The organism is Roseateles sp. SL47, from assembly GCF_026625885.1.
GTDB lineage: Bacteria > Pseudomonadota > Gammaproteobacteria > Burkholderiales > Burkholderiaceae_C > Roseateles.
The window spans coordinates 3,396,165-3,418,980 of record NZ_CP113068.1 but is presented as its reverse complement, the minus strand read 5'-3'; the positions used below and the strand labels follow the sequence as shown (position 1 = coordinate 3,418,980).

18 protein-coding genes are annotated in these 22,816 nt (G+C 64.3%); 12 read left to right on the top strand and 6 right to left on the bottom strand.

The window, feature by feature from the left end; all coding sequences use genetic code 11:
- Window positions 1-27 precede the first annotated feature (27 nt).
- From OU995_RS15080 to OU995_RS15070, 3 genes are all read right to left on the bottom strand, one after another.
- Complete coding sequence (locus tag OU995_RS15080) at window positions 28-1,431, bottom strand: DUF2169 family type VI secretion system accessory protein (RefSeq protein WP_267830848.1); 1,404 nt, start codon at window positions 1,429-1,431, stop codon at window positions 28-30.
- Window positions 1,403-3,475 carry a type VI secretion system Vgr family protein gene (locus OU995_RS15075; protein WP_267830847.1) on the bottom strand — a complete coding sequence of 691 codons (2,073 nt, stop codon included), beginning with the start codon at window positions 3,473-3,475 and terminating at the stop codon, window positions 1,403-1,405. The genes OU995_RS15080 and OU995_RS15075 overlap by 29 nt, the downstream gene beginning before the upstream one ends.
- A 216-nt stretch (window positions 3,476-3,691) precedes the next feature.
- Window positions 3,692-4,318 (bottom strand): response regulator transcription factor, encoded by a 627-nt coding sequence (locus OU995_RS15070; protein WP_267830846.1) that lies wholly within the window; start codon window positions 4,316-4,318, stop codon window positions 3,692-3,694.
- Between the two features lie 267 nt (window positions 4,319-4,585).
- On the opposite strand from OU995_RS15070, the gene OU995_RS15065 reads away from it, so the two are divergent.
- The 12 genes from OU995_RS15065 to OU995_RS15010 all read left to right on the top strand — a co-directional run bounded on the left by OU995_RS15065 (window position 4,586) and on the right by OU995_RS15010 (window position 20,427).
- On the top strand, window positions 4,586-5,239 hold the full coding sequence (locus tag OU995_RS15065) for a hydrolase (RefSeq protein ID WP_267830845.1): 654 nt from the start codon (window positions 4,586-4,588) through the stop codon (window positions 5,237-5,239).
- Between the two features lie 285 nt (window positions 5,240-5,524).
- Complete coding sequence (locus OU995_RS15060) at window positions 5,525-5,857, top strand: XapX domain-containing protein (RefSeq protein ID WP_267830844.1); 333 nt, start codon at window positions 5,525-5,527, stop codon at window positions 5,855-5,857.
- A complete protein-coding gene (locus OU995_RS15055; protein ID WP_267830843.1) occupies window positions 5,850-7,742 on the top strand; it encodes an amidohydrolase in 1,893 nt (630 codons plus the stop codon). The genes OU995_RS15060 and OU995_RS15055 overlap by 8 nt, the downstream gene beginning before the upstream one ends.
- Before the next feature lie 56 nt (window positions 7,743-7,798).
- Window positions 7,799-8,191 (top strand): DoxX family protein, encoded by a 393-nt coding sequence (locus OU995_RS15050; RefSeq protein ID WP_267830842.1) that lies wholly within the window; start codon window positions 7,799-7,801, stop codon window positions 8,189-8,191.
- Between the two features lie 90 nt (window positions 8,192-8,281).
- A complete protein-coding gene (locus OU995_RS15045; RefSeq protein ID WP_267830841.1) occupies window positions 8,282-9,100 on the top strand; it encodes a dienelactone hydrolase family protein in 819 nt (272 codons plus the stop codon).
- 134 nt (window positions 9,101-9,234) lie between these two features.
- Window positions 9,235-11,337 carry an elongation factor G gene (fusA, locus tag OU995_RS15040; protein WP_267830840.1) on the top strand — a complete coding sequence of 701 codons (2,103 nt, stop codon included), beginning with the start codon at window positions 9,235-9,237 and terminating at the stop codon, window positions 11,335-11,337.
- A 581-nt stretch (window positions 11,338-11,918) separates the two neighbouring features.
- Window positions 11,919-12,161 (top strand): hypothetical protein, encoded by a 243-nt coding sequence (locus tag OU995_RS15035; RefSeq protein WP_267830839.1) that lies wholly within the window; start codon window positions 11,919-11,921, stop codon window positions 12,159-12,161.
- Complete coding sequence (locus tag OU995_RS15030; protein ID WP_267830838.1) at window positions 12,154-14,061, top strand: AAA family ATPase; 1,908 nt, start codon at window positions 12,154-12,156, stop codon at window positions 14,059-14,061. The genes OU995_RS15035 and OU995_RS15030 overlap by 8 nt, the downstream gene beginning before the upstream one ends.
- Before the next feature lie 125 nt (window positions 14,062-14,186).
- Window positions 14,187-17,564 carry an amidohydrolase family protein gene (locus OU995_RS15025; protein ID WP_267830837.1) on the top strand — a complete coding sequence of 1,126 codons (3,378 nt, stop codon included), beginning with the start codon at window positions 14,187-14,189 and terminating at the stop codon, window positions 17,562-17,564.
- 230 nt (window positions 17,565-17,794) lie between these two features.
- Window positions 17,795-17,956 (top strand): DUF1328 domain-containing protein, encoded by a 162-nt coding sequence (locus OU995_RS15020; protein WP_083525687.1) that lies wholly within the window; start codon window positions 17,795-17,797, stop codon window positions 17,954-17,956.
- 81 nt (window positions 17,957-18,037) lie between these two features.
- The gene (locus tag OU995_RS15015) at window positions 18,038-18,583 is read left to right on the top strand and encodes a hypothetical protein (RefSeq protein WP_267830836.1); all 546 of its coding nucleotides are present in this window, start codon (window positions 18,038-18,040) and stop codon (window positions 18,581-18,583) included.
- 473 nt (window positions 18,584-19,056) lie between these two features.
- Window positions 19,057-20,427, top strand: coding sequence for a pectate lyase family protein (locus tag OU995_RS15010; RefSeq protein ID WP_267830835.1), 1,371 nt, complete (start codon window positions 19,057-19,059; stop codon window positions 20,425-20,427).
- A gap of 127 nt (window positions 20,428-20,554) precedes the next feature.
- Here the strand turns inward: OU995_RS15010 and OU995_RS15005 are convergent, their stop codons facing one another.
- From OU995_RS15005 to OU995_RS14995, 3 genes are all read right to left on the bottom strand, one after another.
- The gene (locus OU995_RS15005; protein WP_267830834.1) at window positions 20,555-21,238 is read right to left on the bottom strand and encodes a hypothetical protein; all 684 of its coding nucleotides are present in this window, start codon (window positions 21,236-21,238) and stop codon (window positions 20,555-20,557) included.
- 235 nt (window positions 21,239-21,473) lie between these two features.
- The gene (locus OU995_RS15000) at window positions 21,474-21,737 is read right to left on the bottom strand and encodes a hypothetical protein (protein WP_267830833.1); all 264 of its coding nucleotides are present in this window, start codon (window positions 21,735-21,737) and stop codon (window positions 21,474-21,476) included.
- Window positions 21,738-22,020: 283 nt separating this feature from the next.
- Window positions 22,021-22,809 (bottom strand): ankyrin repeat domain-containing protein, encoded by a 789-nt coding sequence (locus OU995_RS14995; RefSeq protein ID WP_267830832.1) that lies wholly within the window; start codon window positions 22,807-22,809, stop codon window positions 22,021-22,023.
- Window positions 22,810-22,816: the final 7 nt, after the last annotated feature.

Below are 22,816 nucleotides of genomic sequence, written 5' to 3'. Positions count from 1 at the left end.
GAGGTCGGGCGTGACGCCTGCCATCACCTACTCCAGGGGTTGGGCCAAAACGGTCCGCAACTCCGCCAGTCTGGCGCGTTGCCCGGGAGTCCTGGCCTCCATCAAGCGTGCTTCTTCCAGGCCATAGCGGGCGCTGATGCTCCATCGCCAGCAGAGATCGACGTGGCCGTTGTCCGTATCGATCAACACCGTGTCGATGACCGGATCGAAGCAGCGCACGTCGCCATCGCCGTCGATGCCCATCAGCACCAGTCCGCGTGCTGGAAGATCGAACATCGTCATGCGATGCCCGCCCGCCACCCGCCGTGCCGCTGGGTGGTGGCGAGGCCAGAGGTTGTCCAGCACCAGTCGCTCCCCGCCACGAAGGAGCCGACACTGCTGATCCGCAGGCGCGCAGTTCCAGTAGCGGAAATCAAAATCAGGATTCAGGGCCAGTCCTGCGGCCACATGCGCGGGATCCGGCTTTTCGCGGCCAATCCACTCCACCCGCGGGGCCCATCCACGCTCCACCGGGCCAAAGCCCGCCGTCTCCAGCGCGTCTCGTCCGGCTGCCACATGCCAGAAGTCGTCCACCGAAATGGGCTGCAGCGCAGGTTCGATCTGATGCGCTGGCAGGCGGTCGGCCTTGCTGGCTTTCAAAAACCACTCGCGCGTGAACCCCTGCCCCGCCGGATTGAAGCGGCTCGCCTCGTGCGCGAGCGGTCGGTTCGGGGGCGGCGCGGCACCGTCCGGGTGCTGCGCCAGTTGATCCGGGCGCAGGTAGTAACGTGTCGGCACCTCTGCCGCCATGGCACTGCCCACATCGATGCGGCATTGCCCGCCAAAGCCGTATTCATAACGCAGTCCGCAGCGCTCGATCGGTTCGGAGGGGCTGAGCATCCAGTCATCCGGTCCGGAGGAGCGCCCCCCACGCGCCTGAGCCTGCGCATCGCGGCGCACCCACCAGCGAGGTCCGTGGATGCGCAGATGCTTGTCGACCAACGGGCTCCACGCATCGCGCGCAGGGGCCGGATCGGCGCCAGTTGCCTCGCTCGTCACTCTCGGCTCAAACACCCGCAGGCGCGCCACAAAAGACGGCACCGGTGTGTCCTCCGGGGCGAAAGCAGATCCCACGACCAACACATCGCACATCGGTTTGAAGGGTGCGAGGTCACTCTCCTCCCGGATGGTGCAGGCAGGGTTGCCGTCATGCGGCAAGTCTTCATCATTCAGCGGCGCGGGCGTCTCATCGAGCAGCAGCGGCGACACCCCCGCTTCATCCGGCTCACCGAGTCGATACCGGTCTTTCAGCACCACGGTGTGGATCAGGCGCAGCGCCGGGTCCATGGCGTCGAAGTGCAGATGCGTCCGCCCCGTCAGGTCCCGCAGGACGAGTCGCGGCAGGTCGGCACCGCGCAGGTCTTCAACCGACCGGGTTGGTGTCGACATCATCACCGTGCACTTCCACTTTCTTGTCGCCGCGGATGATCACTTCCTTGCCGCTGATCTCGATCCGCCCATCCTTGGTCATGAGCAGGCTGCTGGCTCCCACCGTGATGCTCAGACGGTCACCCGCCGTGATGCTGATGGCATTACCTACGGTGGTGATCTGGTTGAGGCCGACCACCGTCGCCATGAGGCCACCGACATTGAGGTTGTAGCCCAGGCCGACGTTGTCCATCCGCCCCAGACCGACGTTCTGCATCGACGCCATCGTGATCGTCTCGGTCTTCATGCCGCCGATGTCGATCTTCTGATTCGCGCCAATGGACACGGTCTCATTAACGCCCACATCCTCGGTGCGGTTCATCCCGATGGAGATCTTCTCGTCCAGGTCCACACGCTCGGTGCGATTCTGATGGACGGTGATCGTTTCATCCAGGTTGACCGTCTCGGTGCGGTTGCCCTTCACCAGCGTCGTTTCGTGGCGGTCAATCGTCTTGGTCCGGTCGCGTCCGACCCAATGCGTCTCGTCGTTCTCGACCTCGATGTCCTGATTCTTCTCGGCGTGGATCCAGACCTGCTCCTCGCCCTTCTTGTCCTCGAACCGGATGGCGTTGGCATTGCCGTAACTGCCGCCTTTGGTCGAACGCGTCAGGAAGCCGCTCTGGGTGGCATTGGCGGGCAGATCCCACGGGGGCAGGTTTTCGCCGTTGTAGGTTCTTCCGATGATGATGGGAGCGTCCGGGTCGCCTTCCAGGAACCCGACAATCACCTCCTGGCCAATGCGCGGGATATGCACCCCGCCAAAGTTGGCGCCCGCCCACGGATGCGCCACGCTGACCCAGCAAGAGCTTTGTTCATTGCGTTGGCCACGCCGGTCCCAGTGGAACTGCACTTTCACCCGGCCAAATTTGTCGGTGTGGATTTCTTCGCCGGCCGGCCCGGTGACGATGGCCGTCTGTGGCCCGGACACCATCGGCTTGGGCGTGCGACGCAAAGGGCGGAATTGCTGCGCAGCCGGAATGCAGTGGAAGTTGCAGCTGAGTTCGGTCGAGCCGGAGCCGGCTTCGCTGACGGCCTGGCGCAGGTGCAGCGTGGTGCCGGTCACCAGATACTGCGCATTCTGGTCGTCACTCGGGTGGCGGCTGAGCGACAGCAGGTGGCCGGTATGCACGCCCTGCGCATTGGTCATGCCTTCGTAGACGTCGTAAGCGCTCTGCAGTTCGTCCAGCCGGTCTTCCACATACTGCGCGCCATCGCCGTTCTGGATGTAGCCGCCCGGGTAGTCGAAGATTTCCCCGTCCGACAAGTCGTAATTGCGCTTGCGGCTCTGGCTGGTCTGCAACGAAGTGGACGGGCGCTGGAAGTCGTAGTCGGTGATCACCACCTTGCCGGGCTGCACACACTGGACGTTGGACCAGTGCGCCACATGCTCCAGCTGGGGCGGCACCTGCCCCCCACTGCCGTAAAACGGAAGGCTGGCGCAGCTGGGCACCGCGTCGTGCGCACTCGCGGAATCGCACAGCACCAGCTTGTGTCCGGTCTCGTCGTGCTGGATGTACCAGTAAATGCCCTCGTGCTCCAGCAGACGGGCGACAAAATTGAAATCCGTCTCCCGGTACTGGACACAGTAATTCCAGGTCCGGTAGGGGCGCATCAGCTTGAGCTCGAAGCGCGCCATCGGGTGGTCGTCAAACACCATCTTGACGATGTCCGGCACCGTCATTTCCTGGAAGATGCGGCAGTCCGAGGTGCGCGTCATCAACCAGGGCCAGGGCTTGAGCGTCATTTGATAGACGCAGTGCTTGCCCTCGAAACCGTTGCGGGCGAAGCGGGTGACATAACCGCTCACATGGCGCGGGTCGGCATCACTCAGCGTCACCGTCAAGGTGGCCAACTGCCCCAACAGCTCGCTCGCCTGAATATCCTTGCGTTCGCTCAGGACGGTCAGGGTGGTGTCACCCAGATCACTCAGGGATTCCCGTGAGACGCAGGCATGCACCCGCAATGTGTCTTCGGGCAGGGACGTTTTCAGGCGGAAAGGGGAAGCCATGGCACCAGGGGTCAGGTCGACACCCAGCAGGCTACGGATCCGCGCCCGCCACCACAACGGACGAAAGTCACTCCGCGCGGCACTTACCAATGGAAACACGCGGGAGGGGCCTCGGACCGGCACCCGGCGCCCGTCAAAGGCCCTGCAAGCGCCAGAATATGGGCGATAAACGCCCACATTGGCAGCTTTAACGATCCCGGCTTTCGAATTCTCCGATCAGGACACCAGCATCGCTGCCCCGATCAACCCGCGCTCCATCGCGATGCTGGCGGCTTCGGTGCGTGTTTCGGCATCCAGCTTGCTCAGAATCGCCTTCATGTGCGCCTTGACCGTGCCAGCGGAGATGTCCAGCGCCAGGGCCACCCCCTTGTTGCTCTTGCCGCGCGCCACCAGGCCCAGCACCTGCTGTTCGCGTTCGGTCAAGGTGGACCGGGCCATGCTTGCGGCAATCCGCTGCGCCGCCATGGCGCTCAGATACCGGGACCCGCGAGCGAGTTGGCGCACGCCAGACACCAGGTCCTGCACATTGCAGCCCAGCTCGAGATAACCTTCCACACCGGCTTCCAGCGCGGAGCGGACTTCCTGTTCTCGGTCATTGGCCGTGACCACCAGCACCTTGGGTGCCGGTGCATGGCGCTCACGTCCGGTGGAGCGGCTGGCGACCAGATTGAGCCCGCGCTCATAGTCCGCCACCACGATGTGCGGCCCGGGAGCCGCGCGCCCATCCGCCGCCACCACATCAATGTCCACCTGCTGAGACAGCACCGTACTCAGCCCGATGGCCACCAGCGGGTCGGCATAGGCCACGCTGACCTGGATACGTTGGGTCGGCCAATTCAACATGGTGTCAGCTCCTTCACAAATCGCATGACCTTGATAGTCGTGGCTTCACGCCCCGGCGGCGAGTGATGACTTGTGAAGCCTTGTTTAGCACCAGACATACCACCCCCCTCCCCATATGGGGAAGGCGGCCCGGATTGCGACGATCGAGAAGGGGTCTCCCCCTCCCATCTTGGAGATCACGCCGCCGCAAGTGCAACGCAGACTTCAGCCCGAGGTCGAACATCAGGTTTGGCCGCTTGTTGACTGATTCACGAAAGGACTCCCACCATGGCCATCACCGCCACCCCCACCCCCGGCGCCGGACTCGTCTCCCCCAAGGACCACACCCTGATCCTGATCGACTTCCAGTCGCAGATGTCCTTCGCCACCAAGTCGATCGATGCCATCGAGCTGCGCAACAACGCCGCGCTGATCTCCAACGCGGCTGCCGGCTTCAAGGTGCCGACCATCCTGACCACCGTGGCCGAGAAGAGCTTCTCCGGCCCGATGTACGAAGAGATCACGTCCGCCTTCCCCGGCCAGGAACTGATCGACCGCACGTCGATGAACACCTGGGAAGACGCCAACGTGATCAAGGTGGTGAACGCCATCGGTCGCGAGCGCATCGTGCTGGCCGGCCTGTGGACGTCGGTGTGCATCGTTGGCCCGGCCATCTCCGCGCTCGAGCAGGGGTTTGAGGTCTACATCATCACCGACGCTTGCGGCGACGTGTCCACCGAAGCGCATGAGCGCGCCGTGGAACGCATGGTGCAGGCCGGTGCCCGTCCGATGACGGCCCTGCAGTACATGCTGGAACTGCAGCGTGACTGGGCCCGTGCAGAAACCTACGACCTGACCACCGGCATCGCCAAGAAGTTCGGCGGCGCCTATGGCCTGGGCATCACTTACGCGAAGTCGATGTTCAATGCCCATGAGGGCTGAATAGCCCCCCCCCTACCGACTTCGTCGGCCCCCCCAGGGGGGCGAGCGCGGTGGACCGGCGGAGCCGGATCCACGCGCTCCGCTTGAAGGCCCCGGGGCCGGGGGCCCGGGGAATGTTGGGGCGCTAGTGCGCTGCTTCGCGGCGTCAATGGGGCGCTGGTGCTGCACTGAACGGATGGAGCGCAGACCAGGCGGGACAGGCGGAAGGCGGAGCCGGTCGCACCCTTGGGCAGGGAGCCGCAGGGGTGCGTTGGGTTGAGGTTGTGGTCGTGGTTGAGGTGATGAATGAAACCCTATCTTGTGTCGCTGGCCGTAGGCCTGCTGGTGGGCGTGATCTACGCTCTGTTTAATGTGCGCTCGCCAGCGCCGCCGGTGATCGCACTGGTCGGGTTGCTCGGCATCTTGATCGGTGAGCAGGTGCCACCACTGGTGAAGAAGCTGGTCCACCGCGAAGCGTCGACCGAGGTGTCATGGCTGCACCATCAGGTGAAGCCCCATATGTTTGGCCAATTGCCTAAGTGCGCCGAGGTGGCCGCCTTCCCCCGTCGCACCAACACCCATTCTTCCGCCACGGCCGCCACAGCGGCCGATGTCCATTCGGAGACCCGTCATGGCTGAAACTTCTACCGTCCATGCTGACCTGATCCTGCATCGCGGTCTGTTCACCACGCTCAATCGCGCACAACCCACCGCCCAGGCCGTGGCCATCAAGGACGGCAGCTTCCTCAAGGTCGGCCATGAGCAGGAGGTGATGGCCTTCGCCGGGCCTCGCACCAAGGTGATCGATGTGCGCGGCAAACGTGTGCTGCCCGGCCTGATCGATAACCACCTGCACATCATCCGCGGCGGCCTCAACTTCAATATGGAGTTGCGCTGGGACGGCGTGCGCTCTCTCGCCGACGCGATGGCCATGCTGAAGCGCCAGGTCGATGTGACACCCACCCCGCAATGGGTCCGCGTGGTGGGCGGGTTCACCGAGCACCAATTCGCAGAAAAGCGGCTGCCAACGCTGGATGAACTCAATGCCGTGGCGCCAGATACGCCAGTGTTCATCCTGCATCTGTATGACCGCGCCCTGTTGAACGCCGCCGCACTGCGCGCCGTGGGCTACACCAAGGACACGCCCGAACCACCCGGCGGCCAGATCGCTCGCGACAGCCAAGGCAACCCCACCGGCCTGTTGTTGGCCAAGCCCAATGCCGCCATCCTCTACGCCACACTGGCAAAGGGCCCGAAGCTGCCGCTGAACTATCAGATCAATAGCACCCGCCTGTTCATGCGGGAACTGAACCGACTGGGCATCACCGGCGCCATCGATGCAGGCGGCGGTTTCCAGAATTATCCCGACGACTACGAGGTGATCGAGCAACTGGCCAAAGACCAGCTGTTGACCATCCGTCTGGCCTACAACCTCTTCACCCAGAAGCCCAAGCAGGAAAAGGACGACTTCCTGCGCTGGACCCGGGAATCCCAATACAAGCAGGGCGACGACTACTTCCGCCATAACGGCGCCGGCGAAATGCTGGTGTTCTCCGCCGCGGACTTCGAGGACTTCCGCGTGGAGCGCCCGGACATGCCGCCCCAGATGGAAGGCGACCTGGAGGAAGTGGTGCGCATCCTGGCAGAGAACCGCTGGCCCTGGCGCATGCACGCCACCTACGACGAAACCATCAGCCGGGCGCTGGATGTGTTTGAGAAGGTCAACCAGGACATTCCGCTGGAAGGCCTGAACTGGTTCTTCGACCATGCCGAGACCATTTCCGAAGCCTCCATGGACCGCATTGCCGCCCTGGGCGGCGGTGTGGCCGTGCAGCATCGGATGGCCTATCAGGGCGAGTACTTCGTGGAACGCTACGGCGCGGGCGCTGCTGAAGCCACCCCGCCCGTGCGCAAGATGCTGGACAAGGGCCTGAAGGTCTCCGCCGGCACCGATGCCACCCGCGTGGCCTCCTACAACCCGTGGGTGTCGCTGTCCTGGCTGATCACCGGCAAGACCGTCGGCGGCCTGCAGCTCACGCCGCAGCGCAATTGCCTGGACCGTGAACAGGCCCTGCGGATGTGGACCGAAAACGTCACGTGGTTCAGCAATGAGGAAGGCAAGAAGGGCCGTATCCAGGAAGGCATGCTGGCCGATCTGGTGGTGCCCGATCGGGACTTCTTTGCCTGCGCCGAAAGCGACATCGCCGACACAAGCGCCTTGCTGACCGTCGTCGGCGGCAAGGTGGTCTGGGGCGCCGGCGAGTTCAGCGGGGACGATGAAACCTCGCCGCCCCTGCCGCTGCCAGACTGGTCACCCGTCAGCCGCTTCGGAGGGTATGCCGGTTGGGGCGACAAGGAGGGCCGTCCGCTTCAAGCCGCCATCCAGCGCACGATCAGCTGCGACTGCGCCACCCACTGCGCCGTTCACCAGCACGACCATGCGCGCGCCTGGGCCAGCAATGCCCCGGTGTCGGATCTGAAGAGCTTCTGGGGCGCCCTCGGCTGCGCCTGCTGGGCCGTATGAGCGCCGGGTCAAGCGCCGGGTCGAGTGCCGGGTTGAACGCCGAGTCGAGCACTGGCTTGAACGGCGCCCCAGCCGTCGGGCCGGTGCGCTGGGTCGCCTTGCTGCTGCTCTGCGCCGCCTACCTGCAAGGCGGCCTGGTGAAGCTGTTTGACTTCGGCGGCGCCATCGGCGAGATGCAGCACTTCGGGCTGGCGCCGGCACCGTTGTTCGCCGGTCTGGTGATCGCGCTGGAGCTGGGCGCCTCGGCGCTCATCCTCAGCGGGCGGTTGCGGTGGCTGGGTGCGCTGGCACTGGCGGCGTTCACCGCAGCCGCCACCTTCATGGCCAACCGCTACTGGGACGCCACCGGGCAGGAGCGATTCATGCTGATGAACAGCTTCTTCGAGCACTGGGGGCTGGTCGGCGGATTCCTTTACGTCGCCTGGACGGATTGGCAGCAGCGGCCTTAGTGTGCTGTCCCGCAGGCCGTTTCAGACATTGAGGGCGATGGGACCGATCACCACGCACTGTGACCGGGGCCGCGCCTCGGTCGATCACCGATGAGCAGCACCTTCCCTCCCCTTCACCCGCCCCGGCGCTTCAACCAGACCCTGCCCCAACCGGATGGACGGCCGGGTGTCATCGACGCCTACCTGGCACGCGCCCGCGATGCCACTGCGCCGGGTGTTGTTGTGCTGCACGAGATGCTGGGCGTGAATGCCGACATGCAGCAGGTCTGCGACCGGCTGGCAGCCCAGGGCTTCCACGCCCTGTGCCCGGACATGTACTGGCGTCAGCGCCCCCGGGCGCTGTTTTCCGAGCATGACAACACCGAACGCGAAGAAGCACTGGCGCTGGGCCGGTCGTTTGATGTGGACCTGGGGGTGAACGATCTGCAGCACGTCATGGACTGGCTGCGACAGCTGGACGGCCAGACGCGCAAGGTGGGGTGTGTCGGCTATTGCCTCGGCGGCCTGCTCAGCTACCGGGTGGCGGCCTGCTGCCGCTCGGACGCCGCCGTTGTCTACTACGGCGTGGGCATCGAGCGCCACCTCGACGAGGTCCACACCGTTGCCTGCCCGCTGCTGATCCACCTCGCCGCGCAGGACGATTTCATTCCCCCGTCCACCCTGGTGGCCATGTCCCAGGCGCTGCGGCCCGTCTTTGGGCTGGAACTCCACCAGTATCCGAACACCCGCCACGGCTTTGCCAGGCGCGGGGGGAAGCATTTCGACGCCGGAGCAGCCGCCCTGGCCGATGAGCGCAGCCATGCCGTCCTGAAAGCCCATTTGCTTCCTGCGTCCGCAGCCTCTGGCTCTGCTCCGGGTTCTGCCTCTGCCTCTGGCTCTGACTCGGGCGCAGGCTCCGCCCCAGCCTGATCGGCCCACGCCAGCGATCCCCCCTCAAGAGGCACCCCCGCCTCACCCGGGAGATTGCGGCGCCCGGTGGCACAGCCTTCACGTTCTGGGTACATTCATCAGGCTTTGCTCTTATTCACCTCCTGGAGTCCGCCATGTCTCGCAAGACCCCTATCGAGCGCTATCGCAATATCGGTATTTCGGCCCACATCGATGCCGGCAAGACCACCACCACCGAGCGCATCCTCTTCTACACCGGGGTCAATCACAAGATCGGCGAGGTGCATGACGGCGCCGCCACCATGGACTGGATGGAACAGGAGCAGGAACGCGGCATCACCATCACGTCGGCGGCCACCACCTGCTTCTGGAAGGGCATGGACCTGTCCCTGCCCGAGCACCGCATCAACATCATCGACACCCCGGGGCACGTGGACTTCACCATCGAGGTGGAACGCTCCATGCGCGTGCTGGATGGTGCCGTGATGGTGTACGACTCGGTGGGCGGCGTGCAGCCGCAGTCCGAGACCGTCTGGCGCCAGGCCAACAAGTACAAGGTGCCGCGTCTGGCCTTTGTGAACAAGATGGACCGCGTTGGTGCGGACTTCTTCCGCGTCCGCCAGATGATGGTGGACCGCTTGCGCGCCAACCCGGTGCCCATCGTGCTGCCCATCGGGGCGGAAGACCAGTTCAAGGGTGTGATCGACCTGCTCAAGATGAAGGCCATCCTGTGGGATGAAGCCTCGCAGGGCATGAAATTCAGCTATGAGGACATCCCCGCCGAGCTGCGTGCCCAGGCGGAAGAGTGGCGCGAGAAGATGGTGGAAGCGGCGGCGGAAGCCGACGAAAACATCATGAACAAATATCTCGAATCCGGCGAGTTGACCGAGGACGAGATTAAACGGGCCATCCGCCAGCGCACCATTGCCGGCGAAATCCAGCCGATGCTGTGCGGCACCGCCTTCAAGAACAAGGGCGTGCAGCGCATGCTGGATGCGGTGATCGACTTCATGCCGTCCCCGGTGGACATTCCTCCGGTCACCGGCACCGATGACGATGAGAACCCCGTCAGCCGCAAGGCCGACGACAACGAGAAGTTCAGCGCCCTCGCCTTCAAGCTGATGACCGACCCCTATGTGGGGCAGCTCACCTTCGTGCGGGTGTATTCGGGCATTCTGAAGTCCGGCGATTCGGTCTACAACCCGACGCGTGGCAAGAAGGAACGCATTGGCCGCATCCTGCAGATGCATGCCAACCAGCGGGAAGAAATCAAGGAAATTCTGGCCGGCGACATTGCCGCCTGTGTGGGCCTGAAGGACGTCACCACCGGCGAGACGCTGTGTGACCCTGAAGCCATCATCACGCTGGAAAAGATGGTCTTCCCGGAGCCCGTGATTTCGCAGGCGGTGGAACCCAAGAGCAAGGCCGACCAGGAAAAGATGGGCCTGGCGCTGGGGCGTCTGGCGGCGGAGGATCCTTCCTTCCGCGTGCGCACCGATGAAGAGTCGGGCCAGACCATCATCTCCGGCATGGGCGAGCTGCACCTGGAGATCATCGTGGACCGCATGAAGCGCGAGTTCAGCGTGGAGGCCAATGTCGGCAAGCCGCAAGTGGCCTACCGCGAGACCATCCGCAAGGCCGTGCAGGACGTGGAAGGCAAGTTCGTGCGGCAGTCTGGCGGCAAGGGCCAGTATGGGCACGTGGTGCTGACGGTGGAACCGCAGGAGCCCGGCAAGGGCTTCGAGTTTGTGGATGCCATCAAGGGCGGGGTGGTCCCCCGTGAATACATCCCCGCCGTGGAAAAGGGCGTGGTCGATACGCTGCCGAACGGCGTGCTGGCGGGCTACCCGGTGGTGGATGTGAAGGTGACCTTGACCTTCGGCTCCTACCATGACGTGGACTCCAACGAAAACGCCTTCAAGATGGCGGCGTCGATCGGCTTCAAGGAAGCCTGCCGCCGCGCCAATCCGGTGATTCTGGAGCCGATGATGGCGGTGGAAGTGGAAACGCCCGAGGACTACGCCGGCACGGTGATGGGCGATCTGTCGTCCCGCCGAGGCATGGTGCAGGGCATGGACGACATGATTGGCGGCGGCAAGATCATCAAGGCGGAAGTACCCCTGTCCGAGATGTTCGGCTACTCCACCACGCTGCGTTCCGCCACTCAAGGCCGCGCCACCTACACGATGGAGTTCAAGCACTACGCCGAAGCGCCGAAGAACGTGGCGGATGCCATTGTGACGGCGCGCGCCAAGTGACCACACGCGCTGCGGCGTGATTCGTCGGCGCCATGAATCGGCGCCATCAATCGGCGCCATCAATCGACGTCCTCAATCGGCGTCATCAATTGCCTGATCCGTCGATGTGAATCGCTGCACAGGCCCCCTGTCCGGGAGGACAGCGGGGCCCGTTGGCTCGGCGCAACGTCTTCATTGCCATGCTTGCAAGCCAGGCGCACTGCACGCATCATTCGCCCCCATTGCTGAAGGCGCCCACGACAGCGCCCGCATGACGGAGATTCCCGCTATGTCCTCCCTGTTCATCATCACGACGATCGACTGAACACGGTTCTCCAGCCCCGGCTGAACCGTGTCTGTTCCAGATACGGCCTCAGACCGCGCGGCATGCATTGCCTCGCCGATCTCGGCACCTCTGACCCACTCGTCTCCTGCTGCAGTGCCCCTTGAAGGCGCATGGCTGCAGGGCTCATTCACGCTCTGCGCCTGTGCGCCGGCAGTGAGTGGCGCCTTGCCGCACGCCTCTTGACAGGCCGGTTCGGCGGAGACGGTATGGAGCCAGAGCGCCCACGAAGCCGGGGCAATTGCTTTTCGGACATCAAATGAGTTCACAACTCCGCTCCCGCGCCCTCCAGGAGGGGCGGGTCAAGGCCCTGCGCCGCATGAAACAACCCATGAGCCTGGTGCTCGAAGCGAGCCCGGCAACACGAGACCCCGTGGCGCGCGCCATGGGCCAGCGTGGCATGCGTGGTGCCGGTCAACACATCCAAAGCCGCGGCGCCCAGCGCCGCGCAGATCGCGTCGCGCTCCAGGCGCTGCTGCGAAGAGAGGATTGGAATGAGTAATTCCCAGGAATGGCGTCAGACCCTGACGCAACGACATCAGCACCTTCAACAGGTCGCCATTCAGCTGAAAACTGAACTGTTTGGCATAGACGCCATCATTGACCGGGTCATTGATTCGGTGCGGGCGTGGTATGTGCTGCCAGCCCTCGTCACGCGACCGGTGATCGTCTGCCTTTGGGGTCTGACGGGGACCGGCAAGACCCAGCTGGTGCGACGCCTGGCGCAACTGCTGGGCTTTTACGATCGCTTTGTGGAAGTCCAGATGGACGGCTTCTCCAACGGCGCCGGATGGCGCAGCGCGCAGAGCATCTCCGGCATCCTGGCCGAATCGGGCGTGCGCGAGGTGGAGCCTGGCATTCTGGTGCTGGATGAATTCCAGCGTTTTCGGACCATCGACACCAAGCGCAATGAAGTGCGGGTGGAGCGCTACCCGGACGTCTGGGCGCTGTTGTCGGATGGTCGTCTGCCCCCTTCACTGTCCTTGCTGACGGACATCGAATCGTCACTGGCAGAGTCGGCGTTTCAGGCGGAACGCGAGGAGCCGGAGGACGTCAAACTCCGGCTCAAGCTGCGCCCTTGGGAAGCCCGGGAACTGCAACGCAATCTGAAGCTGGACGCCCCGCTGATGGAGATCATGGCCTGGTCGCCCGACGAGATCCAGCAGCGACTCCGGGCGTTTCGCGAGCGTGGCCAGCATCGATGGGAAACCGATTACAGCCGGCTGTTGGTGTTTGTCTGCGGCAATCTGGACGAAGCCTTTGTCGACCTGGCCACCAGTGTGGACGACTGCGACAGCGATGCCGACATCTTCCACGCCCTCACCGGCCAACTGAGCGTCATCGACATCAAGAAGGCGCTCAACCAACGTTTCAAACCGGAGCAGGTGGCACGGCTCGGCAATGAGCATGTGATCTACCCGTCGCTCCCCCGTCGCGCCTATGAGCGGCTGATTGAGCGGCATTGCACCCAGTATGCTGATGATGCACAGACGCGTTGCGGGCTGCGCTTCTCGATCGACCGGACCGTGCATCAGCAGATCTACGCCAACGGGGTATTCCCGGCGCAAGGGACCCGGCCGCTGTTTTCGTCGATTCATGCCATTTTGGGGGCGGGCCTGGCCAAGGCGGCACTCTGGGCCATGGAGCAAGGGGCGGACGCTGGAGATGGCGTTGGGCTGACCGCAGATGGTCGACGTCTACTGGCCCATTGGCGTGGGCAGTCACACGTCATCTCCGAGCCCTTCGAGATCAATCGTCTGCGTCAACGCACCAATGCCGACTTCCGCGCATTGCTGGCGGTCCATGAGGCGGGGCACGGGCTGGTGCATGCGCTGCTCTTTGGCCGGGCGCCTCAGGAGATGAAGATCCATGTGGCCAGCTTTGAGGGCGGCTACAACCTCTACACCGGCCGCAAGGTCTGGTCACAGCGCAATCTGCGGGATTCCATCTGCACCAGCCTGGCGGGCCGGGCGGCGGAGCATCTGGTGTTTGGCCCAGAGCTTGCTTCCAGCGGTGCTGAGAGTGATCTGCGCAAGGCCACGGAAACGGCGGCGCGCATGCTCCGTCACCAAGGCATGGGCGCACGCATCGGCCGATGCGACGTCACCTCCAACAGTGACGACCACCTGTGCACCGACGTCGAACCCAGCAATGCCGCCATCGAGGCGATGCTGCAGGCAGAACACGACCGGGCGACGGATCTCATCACCCTGCATCGTGCAGCGCTGCTCGCACTGGTGGATGAACTGTCCACCCAAGGCCTGGTCTCCCCGGAGCGCTTTGCCACTGTCACCGGCTTCGAACTGAAGCAGCCGGAGGATGCGCTGGACCCCTATGCGCAGCGCTTGGCGGTGTTCCGGGGCACTTCCGTCAACAAGGGGGCGGCCATGGCGCGGTCCTGACGAAGCCTGGGCGCTATACAAACTGCCATTCGTCATGGGCGAGGAAACCAGCATGTCCTTTGCAGACCTGCTGGGTATCCTGAGGGTTATTCATAGCCCGAGGTGGTGCCACGCCTCGCCTGACCATGACGCTGATCAAGCCCGCCCCTTTCTTCCCCCTCACGCCCGCCTCCGCGGGCGTGATTGCTTTATGCGCCGCTGCTCTGAGCATCGCGCTGAACGCGGCTCCGGCCCTGGCCGCCGACGCGCCCGCCGCGGCGCCTTCCGCAGCCGCCCCGGCGAGCGCGGCCTCGGCGCCCGCCAAGTGGAATGTGAACGCGCCCCCGGGAGAGAAGCGGACCGCCCAACTGGATGTGCGCAGCGGCACCTGGATGTCGGTCGACGTCAGTCCCGATGGCCAGCAGGTCGTCTTCGACCTGCTGGGCGACCTCTACCTGATGCCCATCGGCGGCGGCGAGGCCAAGCCCCTGACGCACTCCATGGCCTGGGAGATGCAGCCGCGCTTCTCGCCGGATGGCAAGCAGATCGCCTTCGTTTCCGATGCGGGCGGTGGCGACAACATCTGGGTGATGAACACCGACGGCACCCAGGCCCGCGCGATCACCACCGAGGACTTCCGACTGCTCAACAACCCGGTGTGGCATCCCAGCGGCAAATATCTGCTGGCTCGCAAACATTTCACCGGCACCCGCTCGCTGGGCAGCGGCGAAATCTGGATGTATTCATTAAGCGGCGGCAAAGGCCAGCAGCTCAATGAAAAACCGAACTGGCAGAAGGACCTCGGCGAACCCGCCATCTCGCCTGATGGCAAGTTCTTCTACTACTCCCAGGACAGCACCCCCGGCCGCTCCTTCGAATACAACAAGGACAGCAATGGCGAGATCTTCCGCATCTATCGCCAGAACCTGACGGACGGCAGCAATGAGGCCTTTGTCACCGGCCCGGGTGGCGCCATCCGCCCCACCCCGTCACCGGACGGCCGTTATCTCGCCTTCATCCGGCGCCTGCGCACGGACGCTGGCAGCCAGACCACCCTCTTCCTCAAGGACCTGAAAACCGGCCGCGAAGTGCCCACCTGGACCGGCCTGGAGCGGGACCTCCAGGAAGCCTGGTCGGTGCACGGCGTTTATCCGGGCATTGCATGGACCCCGGACAGCAAGCAGGTGGTGGCCTGGGCCCAGGGCAAGCTCTGGCGCATTGACCCCTTCACCTCAACGGCGGCGGAGATTCCCTTCCATGTGAAGGATGAACGCGAGATTCGCCCGGCCGTCCGGTTCGCCCAGGCGGTGGCACCGGACCGCTTTGATTCCCGCATGCTGCGTTGGGTGCGCGTCGCTCCGGACGGCAAGCGGGTGGTTTATTCCGCCGCCGGTTATCTCTACCAGAACGAACTGCGCAATGGCGAACCGGTGGGAGAAGCCCGTCGCCTGACGCAGCAGACGGAGCGCTTTGAATACTTCCCCAGCTTCTCGCGCGACGGCCGCGAACTCGTCTACGTGAGCTGGAACGATGGCGAGCAGGCGCGTGTCCGCAAGCTGGACCTGGCCTCCGGCCGCGAGACGGTGCTCACACCTGAACCGGGCAAATATCTCTATCCGGTCTTCTCGCCAGACGGCAAGACGGTGGCCTACCGCAAGGCCCGCGGCGGCTACCTCACATCCCCGTGGAACGGCATGGAGCCTGGCGTGTACGTCGCCAGTGCCGACGGTAAGGGCCACCCCCGCCGCGTCACCAAGGACGGTGAACTGCCGCAGTTCGGCGCGGACAGCAACACCCTCTACGTCACCCGCACCCAGCAGACCGGCGAGGTGGATGCCCTGCATCAACTGGTGCGCCTGAAGCTGGACGAGCATGAAGAAACCGTGGTGACCAAAAGCGAATTCGCCACCACCTTCACCGTGTCGCCGGATGGCCAGTATCTGGGCTTCAACGAACGCTTCCACACCTATGTCACCCCACTGGCCCCCAGCGGCAAGCCGCTGACGGTCGGCCCCAAGGCCGATGCCATGCCGGTGACCAAGCTGGACGTGAATGCGGCGGACGATCTGCAATGGTCGGCCGACAGCCGCTCGCTGCATTACGCGCTGGGCAATGAGCTGTTCACCGTCTCGCTGGCGGATGCCACACGCCCCGGCTTCAAGGCCGAGGAGCACGGCCGCAAGATCGGCCCGACCCTGGTGGCCGACAAGCCGCAGGGCCGCTTTGCCATCGTGGGTGCGCGCCTGATCACCATGAAGGCCAGCCAGCCCGATCAGGTGATTGAAGACGGCGTAGTGCTGGTGGAAAACGACCGCATCAAGGCCATCGGCAGCCGCGCCGAGGTGAGCATTCCGGCGGGCACACAGACCCTGGAGGCCCGAGGCAAGACCATCATCCCCGGCCTGATCGATGTTCACTGGCACGGCGCGATGGCGGAGACCGAGATCATCCCCCAGCAGAGCTGGGTGAACTATGCGTCGCTGGCCTTCGGCCTGACGACGCTGCATGACCCCTCCAACCGCACCAGCGACATCTTCACCCAGGCGGAGATGCAACGCACCGGCCGTGTGGTGGGACCGCGCATCTTCTCCACGGGCACGGTGCTGTACGGGGCCAAGGCGGACTTCTCCGCCGTCATCAACAGCCTGGACGACGCCACCACGCATCTGAAGCGCTTGCAGGCAGCGGGCGCCTTCAGTGTGAAGAGCTACAACCAGCCTCGTCGCGACCAGCGTCAGCAGGTGCTGGAAGCCGCCCGTGAGACCCACATGATGGTGGTGCCGGAAGGCGGCAGCCTCTATCAGATGAACATGAGCATGGTGGTGGACGGCCACACCGGCATTGAACATGCGCTCCCCGTGCCCAAGGTCTATGAAGACGTCAAGCAGTTGTGGCCGCAGACCCAGGTGGGCTACACCCCGACGCTGAACGTGGCCTACGGCGGCCTCGACGGTGAGCATTACTGGTATGCACGCACCGATGTCTGGCGCCATCCCATCCTGAGCAAGTTCGTGCCCAAGAGCGTGCTGGAGCCGCGCAGCGTCCGTCGCGAAACCGCGCCGGAGGAAGACTTCAACGTCATCCAGGTGGCCAAGACCGCGACCGAACTGCAACGCGCCGGCGTGCCGGTGAACATTGGTGCCCACGGTCAGCGTGAAGGGCTGGGCGCTCACTGGGAACTGTGGATGCTGGGCCTGGGTGGCATGTCGCCGCTGGAGGCGCTGCGCAGCGCCACGCTCAATCCGGCCCGCTACCTCGGCCTGGAGAAGGACATCGGCTCCCTGGAGGCCGGCAAGCTGGCCGACCTGGTGGTGCTGGAGGGCGACATCCTCAAGGACATCCGTCAGAGCGACCGCATCAGCAAGGTGATGCTGGGTGGCCGTCTGTACGACATCCCGACCATGAATGAAGTCTGGCCGCGCCAGAAAGCACGCAAGCCGTTCTTCTTCGACGGCAAGGATGCGGCAGCGCCGGTGGACGCCGAGGCCGCAGGCGTGCAGCATGGTCATGGCCATGAAGACTAAGGCCGGCCCGAGGGCCTGAGTCCTTCCCTGCTCCCCCAAAAGCGCCGCAAGGCGCTTTTTTTCGTCTGTGCAGGTGCTGGATCGCCGGAGGGCGCGGGGCGGTAGGTCTGCTCCTACAAGCCCGCGTTGGCTCTCCTACGCCACATCGCGGCCCGGGCCTGCGCGGGTCGAACCGGCGGGTCACTACAGTCAATTCCATTGCGGCACGGAGCCGCACCAGGAGAACCCAGATGCTGCACTACGCCGTCGTCTTCTTCGTCATTGCCCTGATTGCTGCACTGTTCGGTTTTGGCGGTATCGCCGCCGGTGCGGCCAGCATTGCGAAGATCCTTTTCTTTGTCTTCGTGATCATGGCCGTCGCGACCTTCGTGATGAGTCTGCTGCGCAAATGACCTTGCACCTTCGAGCACGGCCTCACGCAGTGGTGCCGACTCGACGGCAAAAAGCTTCACAACAACACGGATAGGACCACCATGAACAAGCCCACCTTCACTGCCCTGTTTGCCGCCGCCGCCCTGTGCTGTGGCATGGCCCAGGCCGCCAATTTCTCCAAGTCGGTCTACGATGGCGCCAAAGACGACATCAAGATGACCTACAAGGCAGACAAGGAAGCCTGCGACAGGATGTCCGGCAATGCCAAGGACATCTGTGTCGAAGAAGCCAAGGGCCGCGAGAAGGTAGCGCTCGCCCAGCTGGAATACAACTACTCCGGCAACGGCAAAGATGAAGCCAAGCTGATGGACGCGCGTTACGAAGCCCGCTACGAAGTGGCCAAGGAACGATGCGATGACCGTTCCGGCGATGCCAAGGACGTCTGCAACCGTGAAGCCAAGACCACCTATGAAAAGGCCAAGGCGGACACCAAGATGAACAAGAAGGTCGCCGAGGCCGTGGACGATGCCGAAGAGGCGCGTGTCAAGGCGGACTACAAGCTGGCTTCCGAAAAGTGCAGCCCCCTGGCGGGTGATGCGAAGGACGTCTGCGTGAACTCCGCCAAGGCTCGCTACAACCAGCGTTGATTCACCCCGTTGTGAACACCCCCGTGGGGGGCGAATGCTGAAGCTTCAGCGGACGCCTGCAGGCAGAGCCGGCGGGCCGGACAACAACCCGAACAACAGTCCCGGTCCCCCGGTGCAGCCATCTGCATGACAAGCGCTCCTCGGAGCGCTTTTTTCTTGGGCCCGATCGCTCGCTCGGCCTAAAAAGCGGGGGCACATCCCGTTCTCACATCAGCCCTCACACTCTTTACCGCACGTTACGGCTACGTAAAGCGAACATCTCCTAGCATGCGCCGGCCGGTGAATGCATCGGCCACGACAGAGCGTGGACACCGTACCTACACCCACACAACGGCGATCCACCCAAGAGACGAGGGCGCCTTGGCATCGGCATGCACGTGAGGTCTGTGACGTGTCTGCAAAGGCATGGAAGCAGCCGTTGAATCCGCCATCAAGCGGGCGACGGCTGCGCTTTGACGCGAACACGGATACCCATGAAACGTTCAGAACTCGGCCCAGTGGAACTGGCTCAGCTCCGCTACTTTGCTGCCGCGCTGGCAGCCTCCATGCTCACCGTCGGCTGCGGTGGCGGTGGTAGCAGCAGCACCGACGTCAGCACAACAGGCACCGGCACCAGCACCCCGGTGAGCGCCCCCACCCCCGCACCGGCGGCCTCAGACAGTTCAGGCACCACCACCACCACCACCACACCGTCGCCTTCCCCGTCACCGGCACCCTCACCTGCCGCGACGCCGGCCCCTACACCGTCCCCGACCCCGGCTCCTTCGCCGGCCCCCACCCCCGCAGCCTCCCCGGCTCCTGCGCCCTCCACACCCACCACCACCGACACCACCAGCGGTGGCTTCGCCGGCACCGTGACCGGCGGCGGCTCCACAACGGCGGTGTCTGCCAGTACCGCCGCGCAAATCCAGGCCGCCATCGATGCCTACAGTGGCAGTGGCGGCCTGGTCATCACCTACACCGGCAGCTTTGATTTCTCAACCATCCCCGATCCCTGCACGCAGTGGAAGAAGGCCGCCGGGGACATCGTCGAGATCAAGAACAAGAGCGACATCACCCTCCAGGGTGCCAACGGCTCGGCAGCGAATTTCGGGCTGGCCATCAAGGCCGCGTCGACCAACATCATCATCCGCAACATGACCATCGGCCTGCTGCCAGGGTCGATCGACGCCATCGGCATCGAAGGCCAGAGCGGCAAATACCCGGGCTACATCTGGGTGGACCACAACACGCTGTTCAGCTCGCTGGTGGAGTGCTCGGGCGCTGGGGATCTGGAGTTCGACGGCCTGGTGGACAACAAGGCGGGCGCCCATCACATCACCTACAGCTACAACTATCTGCATGACCATCACAAGGTCGGGCTGATGGGCAGCAGTGATACCGATCTGGGTGACCGCTATGTCACCTTCCATCACAACTACTACGCCAATGTCGGCTCACGCCTACCGCTGCAACGGGGTGGCTACACCCATCTCTACAACAACCTCTACAGCGGGATCACGGCGTCCGGCATCAACGTCCGTATGGGTGGCTATTCGCTGATCGAATCCAACTACTTCGAGAATGCCAAGAACCCGGTCACGTCGCGGGACAGCTCCGCCGTCGGCTACTGGGAACTGCGCAACAACAACATCACCCAGCCGGCGGATTTCAGCACCTACGGCATCAGCTGGACGGATGGAAGCAGCAGCCCCTGGGTGAATGCCACCACCTGGACCACCACGGCCACTTTCCCGGTGACTCTCCCCTACAGCTACACACCCGATGCGCCGAGCTGCGTGAAGGCAAAGCTGCCCTCGGTGGCGGGTGCTGGGACCAATCTGGCGAAGTTGAGCTGCAGTTGAGCTGCAGTCGAGCGCCAGTTGAGCTGCAGCCGAGCTGCAGTCGATCCTTCGACTGTCCGAGCTTCAGTTGCAGACCCAAAAAAACCGGGCACCGGCCCGGTTTTTTGTTGTCTTCCGCACGGCCGTTTCAAAAGATCTTTTGAAAGGTCAGCGCCACCTTGCCGCCGCCGCGCGGCCTGACCGCCAGGGACGACTGCCCGCTCAGCTCCATGCGAAGCCCTTTGCGCAGGTCGGCATACGCCTTGCGGCTGCTGAACACCAGGCCCACCCGCACTTGTCGGCCCTGAGACTCCCGCCCGTTGAGGCTGAGGTCCTCATAGGCAGCAGGCTCGCCTTCCACCAGCGGCGTTTGAACAAACACATGTGACCGTGCCGTCATGGGCATGGCCACACCCAGCAGCACACCGGAGTCGCCAGCGGCGCCAGCGCGCCGGCCGCGATAAGGGTTTTGATACAGGCCACCGCCAATGGCTGGCCCACGCTGCTCCACACCCAGCCCGACCCGAAGACCATTGCTGGCAAACGGCTGGCCCCACACCATCGTCTGTCGGGCGGTCTCAGCACGCCCATACCAGCTGCCGGTGGCGCTGGACCAGCGCGCCGTGGCCAGCGGTTCGGCAGCACTTTGGGTGACGCTCACCCGTCGAACCGACAGGCCCTGCACCCGGTCGGCCAGGCTGTGGCCGGTCAATTCCACGCGGTCATCCAGCAACGAAGAGGACAGCGCCTGGGGCGATGCCGATTCGGCGCCCGCCACGCCGGTCGGCAGCAGCACGGCCAGGAACACTGCGGGGAAGTTCGAGGCTGGCATGAAGTTCTCCCAAATCGATTCAATGCGTTGGCATGAAGGGGATCGTTGATTCCATGCTATTCGTGGTGCCGGGCGTCCGGTGTAGTCGGCGATCGGAAGCGGAGGTCAGACAAAACCGACAGCGCCGACAGCACAAGCGAACGCAGCCAGAACGCATCAAGCCCCTCCTCGGCGCCCTTCATGGCCGACAGCACACGCGAGCGGCAGCCAGCCTCCACACGACCCGAGCGGCCGCTCAGGCCGCCAGACCTTCGTCCGTGTCCGCTCCGTCCAGCGGCAGCAGGTCGGCATCGCTCAATTCGGCGCCGTCGATGTCTTCGTCGAAACTGGCCACGTCGGCCCCGCCCCGGTGGGCAATCAGCGGCTTGTCCAGCGGACGGTACACCTGGCTGCGCAGGCGCTGCAAACGTTCGGAACGGGCCACCTGCTGAGCCACGCGCTCCGGATCGAGCAACATGGCAAAGGGGTTGGCGGCGAAATCCTGGAAGGCGGTGTGCATGGTGCGGCTCCGTGGAAACAGTTCAGCGTGAGGTGAACTGTAGGAGCCCGGCTCGTTCCGACATAGTCGGCCCCGCACCATAACCGCTGTCAGACAAACTCCTAGTGTGCTGTCCCACAAGCTCCTGCAATGAAACCGCGTCTTTCGCGCCCATGCTGCGTTGCGAACCCTCGCGATGGCGACGGGCATCGCTATGTTTCGCGGCTTGCGCTGGCACGACATCCATCACTTGCATTTTTGGCAGTGCCTTGCGGGACAGCACTCGCGACAAAGATCACGGTCTTTACTTGGATTGGGAGGGCTCGACCGGGTGCCCCGCCGCGCGCACGCCCTTGGCGATCCTCTCGTCGAGCTTCTTCGCCAGATCATCCTGCCCCGCACGACGCGCAAAATCCGCCGCCGTCAGGCCGACATCGTTCTTCAAACGCACATCGGCATTGGCGGCCAGCAGCACTTCCACGCTGCTCAGGCCTCCATAACCAGCGGCCATCATCAGCGGTGTGGTGCCGTTGGGTGAGCGGGCATTCAGCGCCGCGCCCTGCTCCAGCAGCCAGCGGACCACCGCCTCATTGGGGCCGGAGGCCGCATAGTGCAGCGGTGACCAGCCGGCCTCGTTCACATGGGCGCCGCGCTCCACCAGGGTCTTCACCCAGGGCAGCCGGCCCTTGATGGCCGCCAGCATCAGCGGGGTTTCACCGGCCTGATTGATGGCGTTCACATCGGTGGCGGGTGACTTCAGCAGCCCGTTGAAGGCGTTCTCCGACTCCTCGCGAATGGCCACATGCAGGGGCGTGTTGCGCTGCGCATCCCGTGCGTTGGGGTCGGCGCCGGCCAGCAACAGCTTCATCACCGCGCCGGCATGGTCAAAACGTGCGGCTTCATGCAGCGGGGAGGCTGCGGGCTTATCGGGTGATGGCGAGGTTGATGACGGGGCTGACGGCGACGACGGGCTGCCAGCGGGTGCCCGTGCGCCGCCGGTCTGCGCCACGGCAACCGTGCTGCCCAGCGCCGTCAGACTCGCCAGGGCTGTCAGGGTGGCCAGCACCCTCCGGGTTTGTACCTTCGCCGCCATATCTGCC

Excerpts from the sequence above, each read along its gene's own strand:
- OU995_RS15080 (WP_267830848.1), bottom strand. The coding sequence starts at position 1,431 with ATGATGTCGACACCAACCCGGTCGGTTGAAGACCTGCGCGGTGCCGAC.
- OU995_RS15075 (WP_267830847.1), bottom strand. The coding sequence starts at position 3,475 with ATGGCTTCCCCTTTCCGCCTGAAAACGTCCCTGCCCGAAGACACATTG.
- OU995_RS15070 (WP_267830846.1), bottom strand. The coding sequence starts at position 4,318 with ATGTTGAATTGGCCGACCCAACGTATCCAGGTCAGCGTGGCCTATGCC.
- OU995_RS15065 (WP_267830845.1), top strand. The coding sequence starts at position 4,586 with ATGGCCATCACCGCCACCCCCACCCCCGGCGCCGGACTCGTCTCCCCC.
- OU995_RS15060 (WP_267830844.1), top strand. The coding sequence starts at position 5,525 with ATGAAACCCTATCTTGTGTCGCTGGCCGTAGGCCTGCTGGTGGGCGTG.
- OU995_RS15055 (WP_267830843.1), top strand. The coding sequence starts at position 5,850 with ATGGCTGAAACTTCTACCGTCCATGCTGACCTGATCCTGCATCGCGGT.
- OU995_RS15045 (WP_267830841.1), top strand. The coding sequence starts at position 8,282 with ATGAGCAGCACCTTCCCTCCCCTTCACCCGCCCCGGCGCTTCAACCAG.
- fusA (WP_267830840.1), top strand. The coding sequence starts at position 9,235 with ATGTCTCGCAAGACCCCTATCGAGCGCTATCGCAATATCGGTATTTCG.
- OU995_RS15035 (WP_267830839.1), top strand. The coding sequence starts at position 11,919 with ATGAGTTCACAACTCCGCTCCCGCGCCCTCCAGGAGGGGCGGGTCAAG.
- OU995_RS15030 (WP_267830838.1), top strand. The coding sequence starts at position 12,154 with ATGAGTAATTCCCAGGAATGGCGTCAGACCCTGACGCAACGACATCAG.
- OU995_RS15025 (WP_267830837.1), top strand. The coding sequence starts at position 14,187 with ATGACGCTGATCAAGCCCGCCCCTTTCTTCCCCCTCACGCCCGCCTCC.
- OU995_RS15020 (WP_083525687.1), top strand. The coding sequence starts at position 17,795 with ATGCTGCACTACGCCGTCGTCTTCTTCGTCATTGCCCTGATTGCTGCA.
- OU995_RS15015 (WP_267830836.1), top strand. The coding sequence starts at position 18,038 with ATGAACAAGCCCACCTTCACTGCCCTGTTTGCCGCCGCCGCCCTGTGC.
- OU995_RS15010 (WP_267830835.1), top strand. The coding sequence starts at position 19,057 with ATGAAACGTTCAGAACTCGGCCCAGTGGAACTGGCTCAGCTCCGCTAC.
- OU995_RS15005 (WP_267830834.1), bottom strand. The coding sequence starts at position 21,238 with ATGCCAGCCTCGAACTTCCCCGCAGTGTTCCTGGCCGTGCTGCTGCCG.
- OU995_RS15000 (WP_267830833.1), bottom strand. The coding sequence starts at position 21,737 with ATGCACACCGCCTTCCAGGATTTCGCCGCCAACCCCTTTGCCATGTTG.
- OU995_RS14995 (WP_267830832.1), bottom strand. The coding sequence starts at position 22,809 with ATGGCGGCGAAGGTACAAACCCGGAGGGTGCTGGCCACCCTGACAGCC.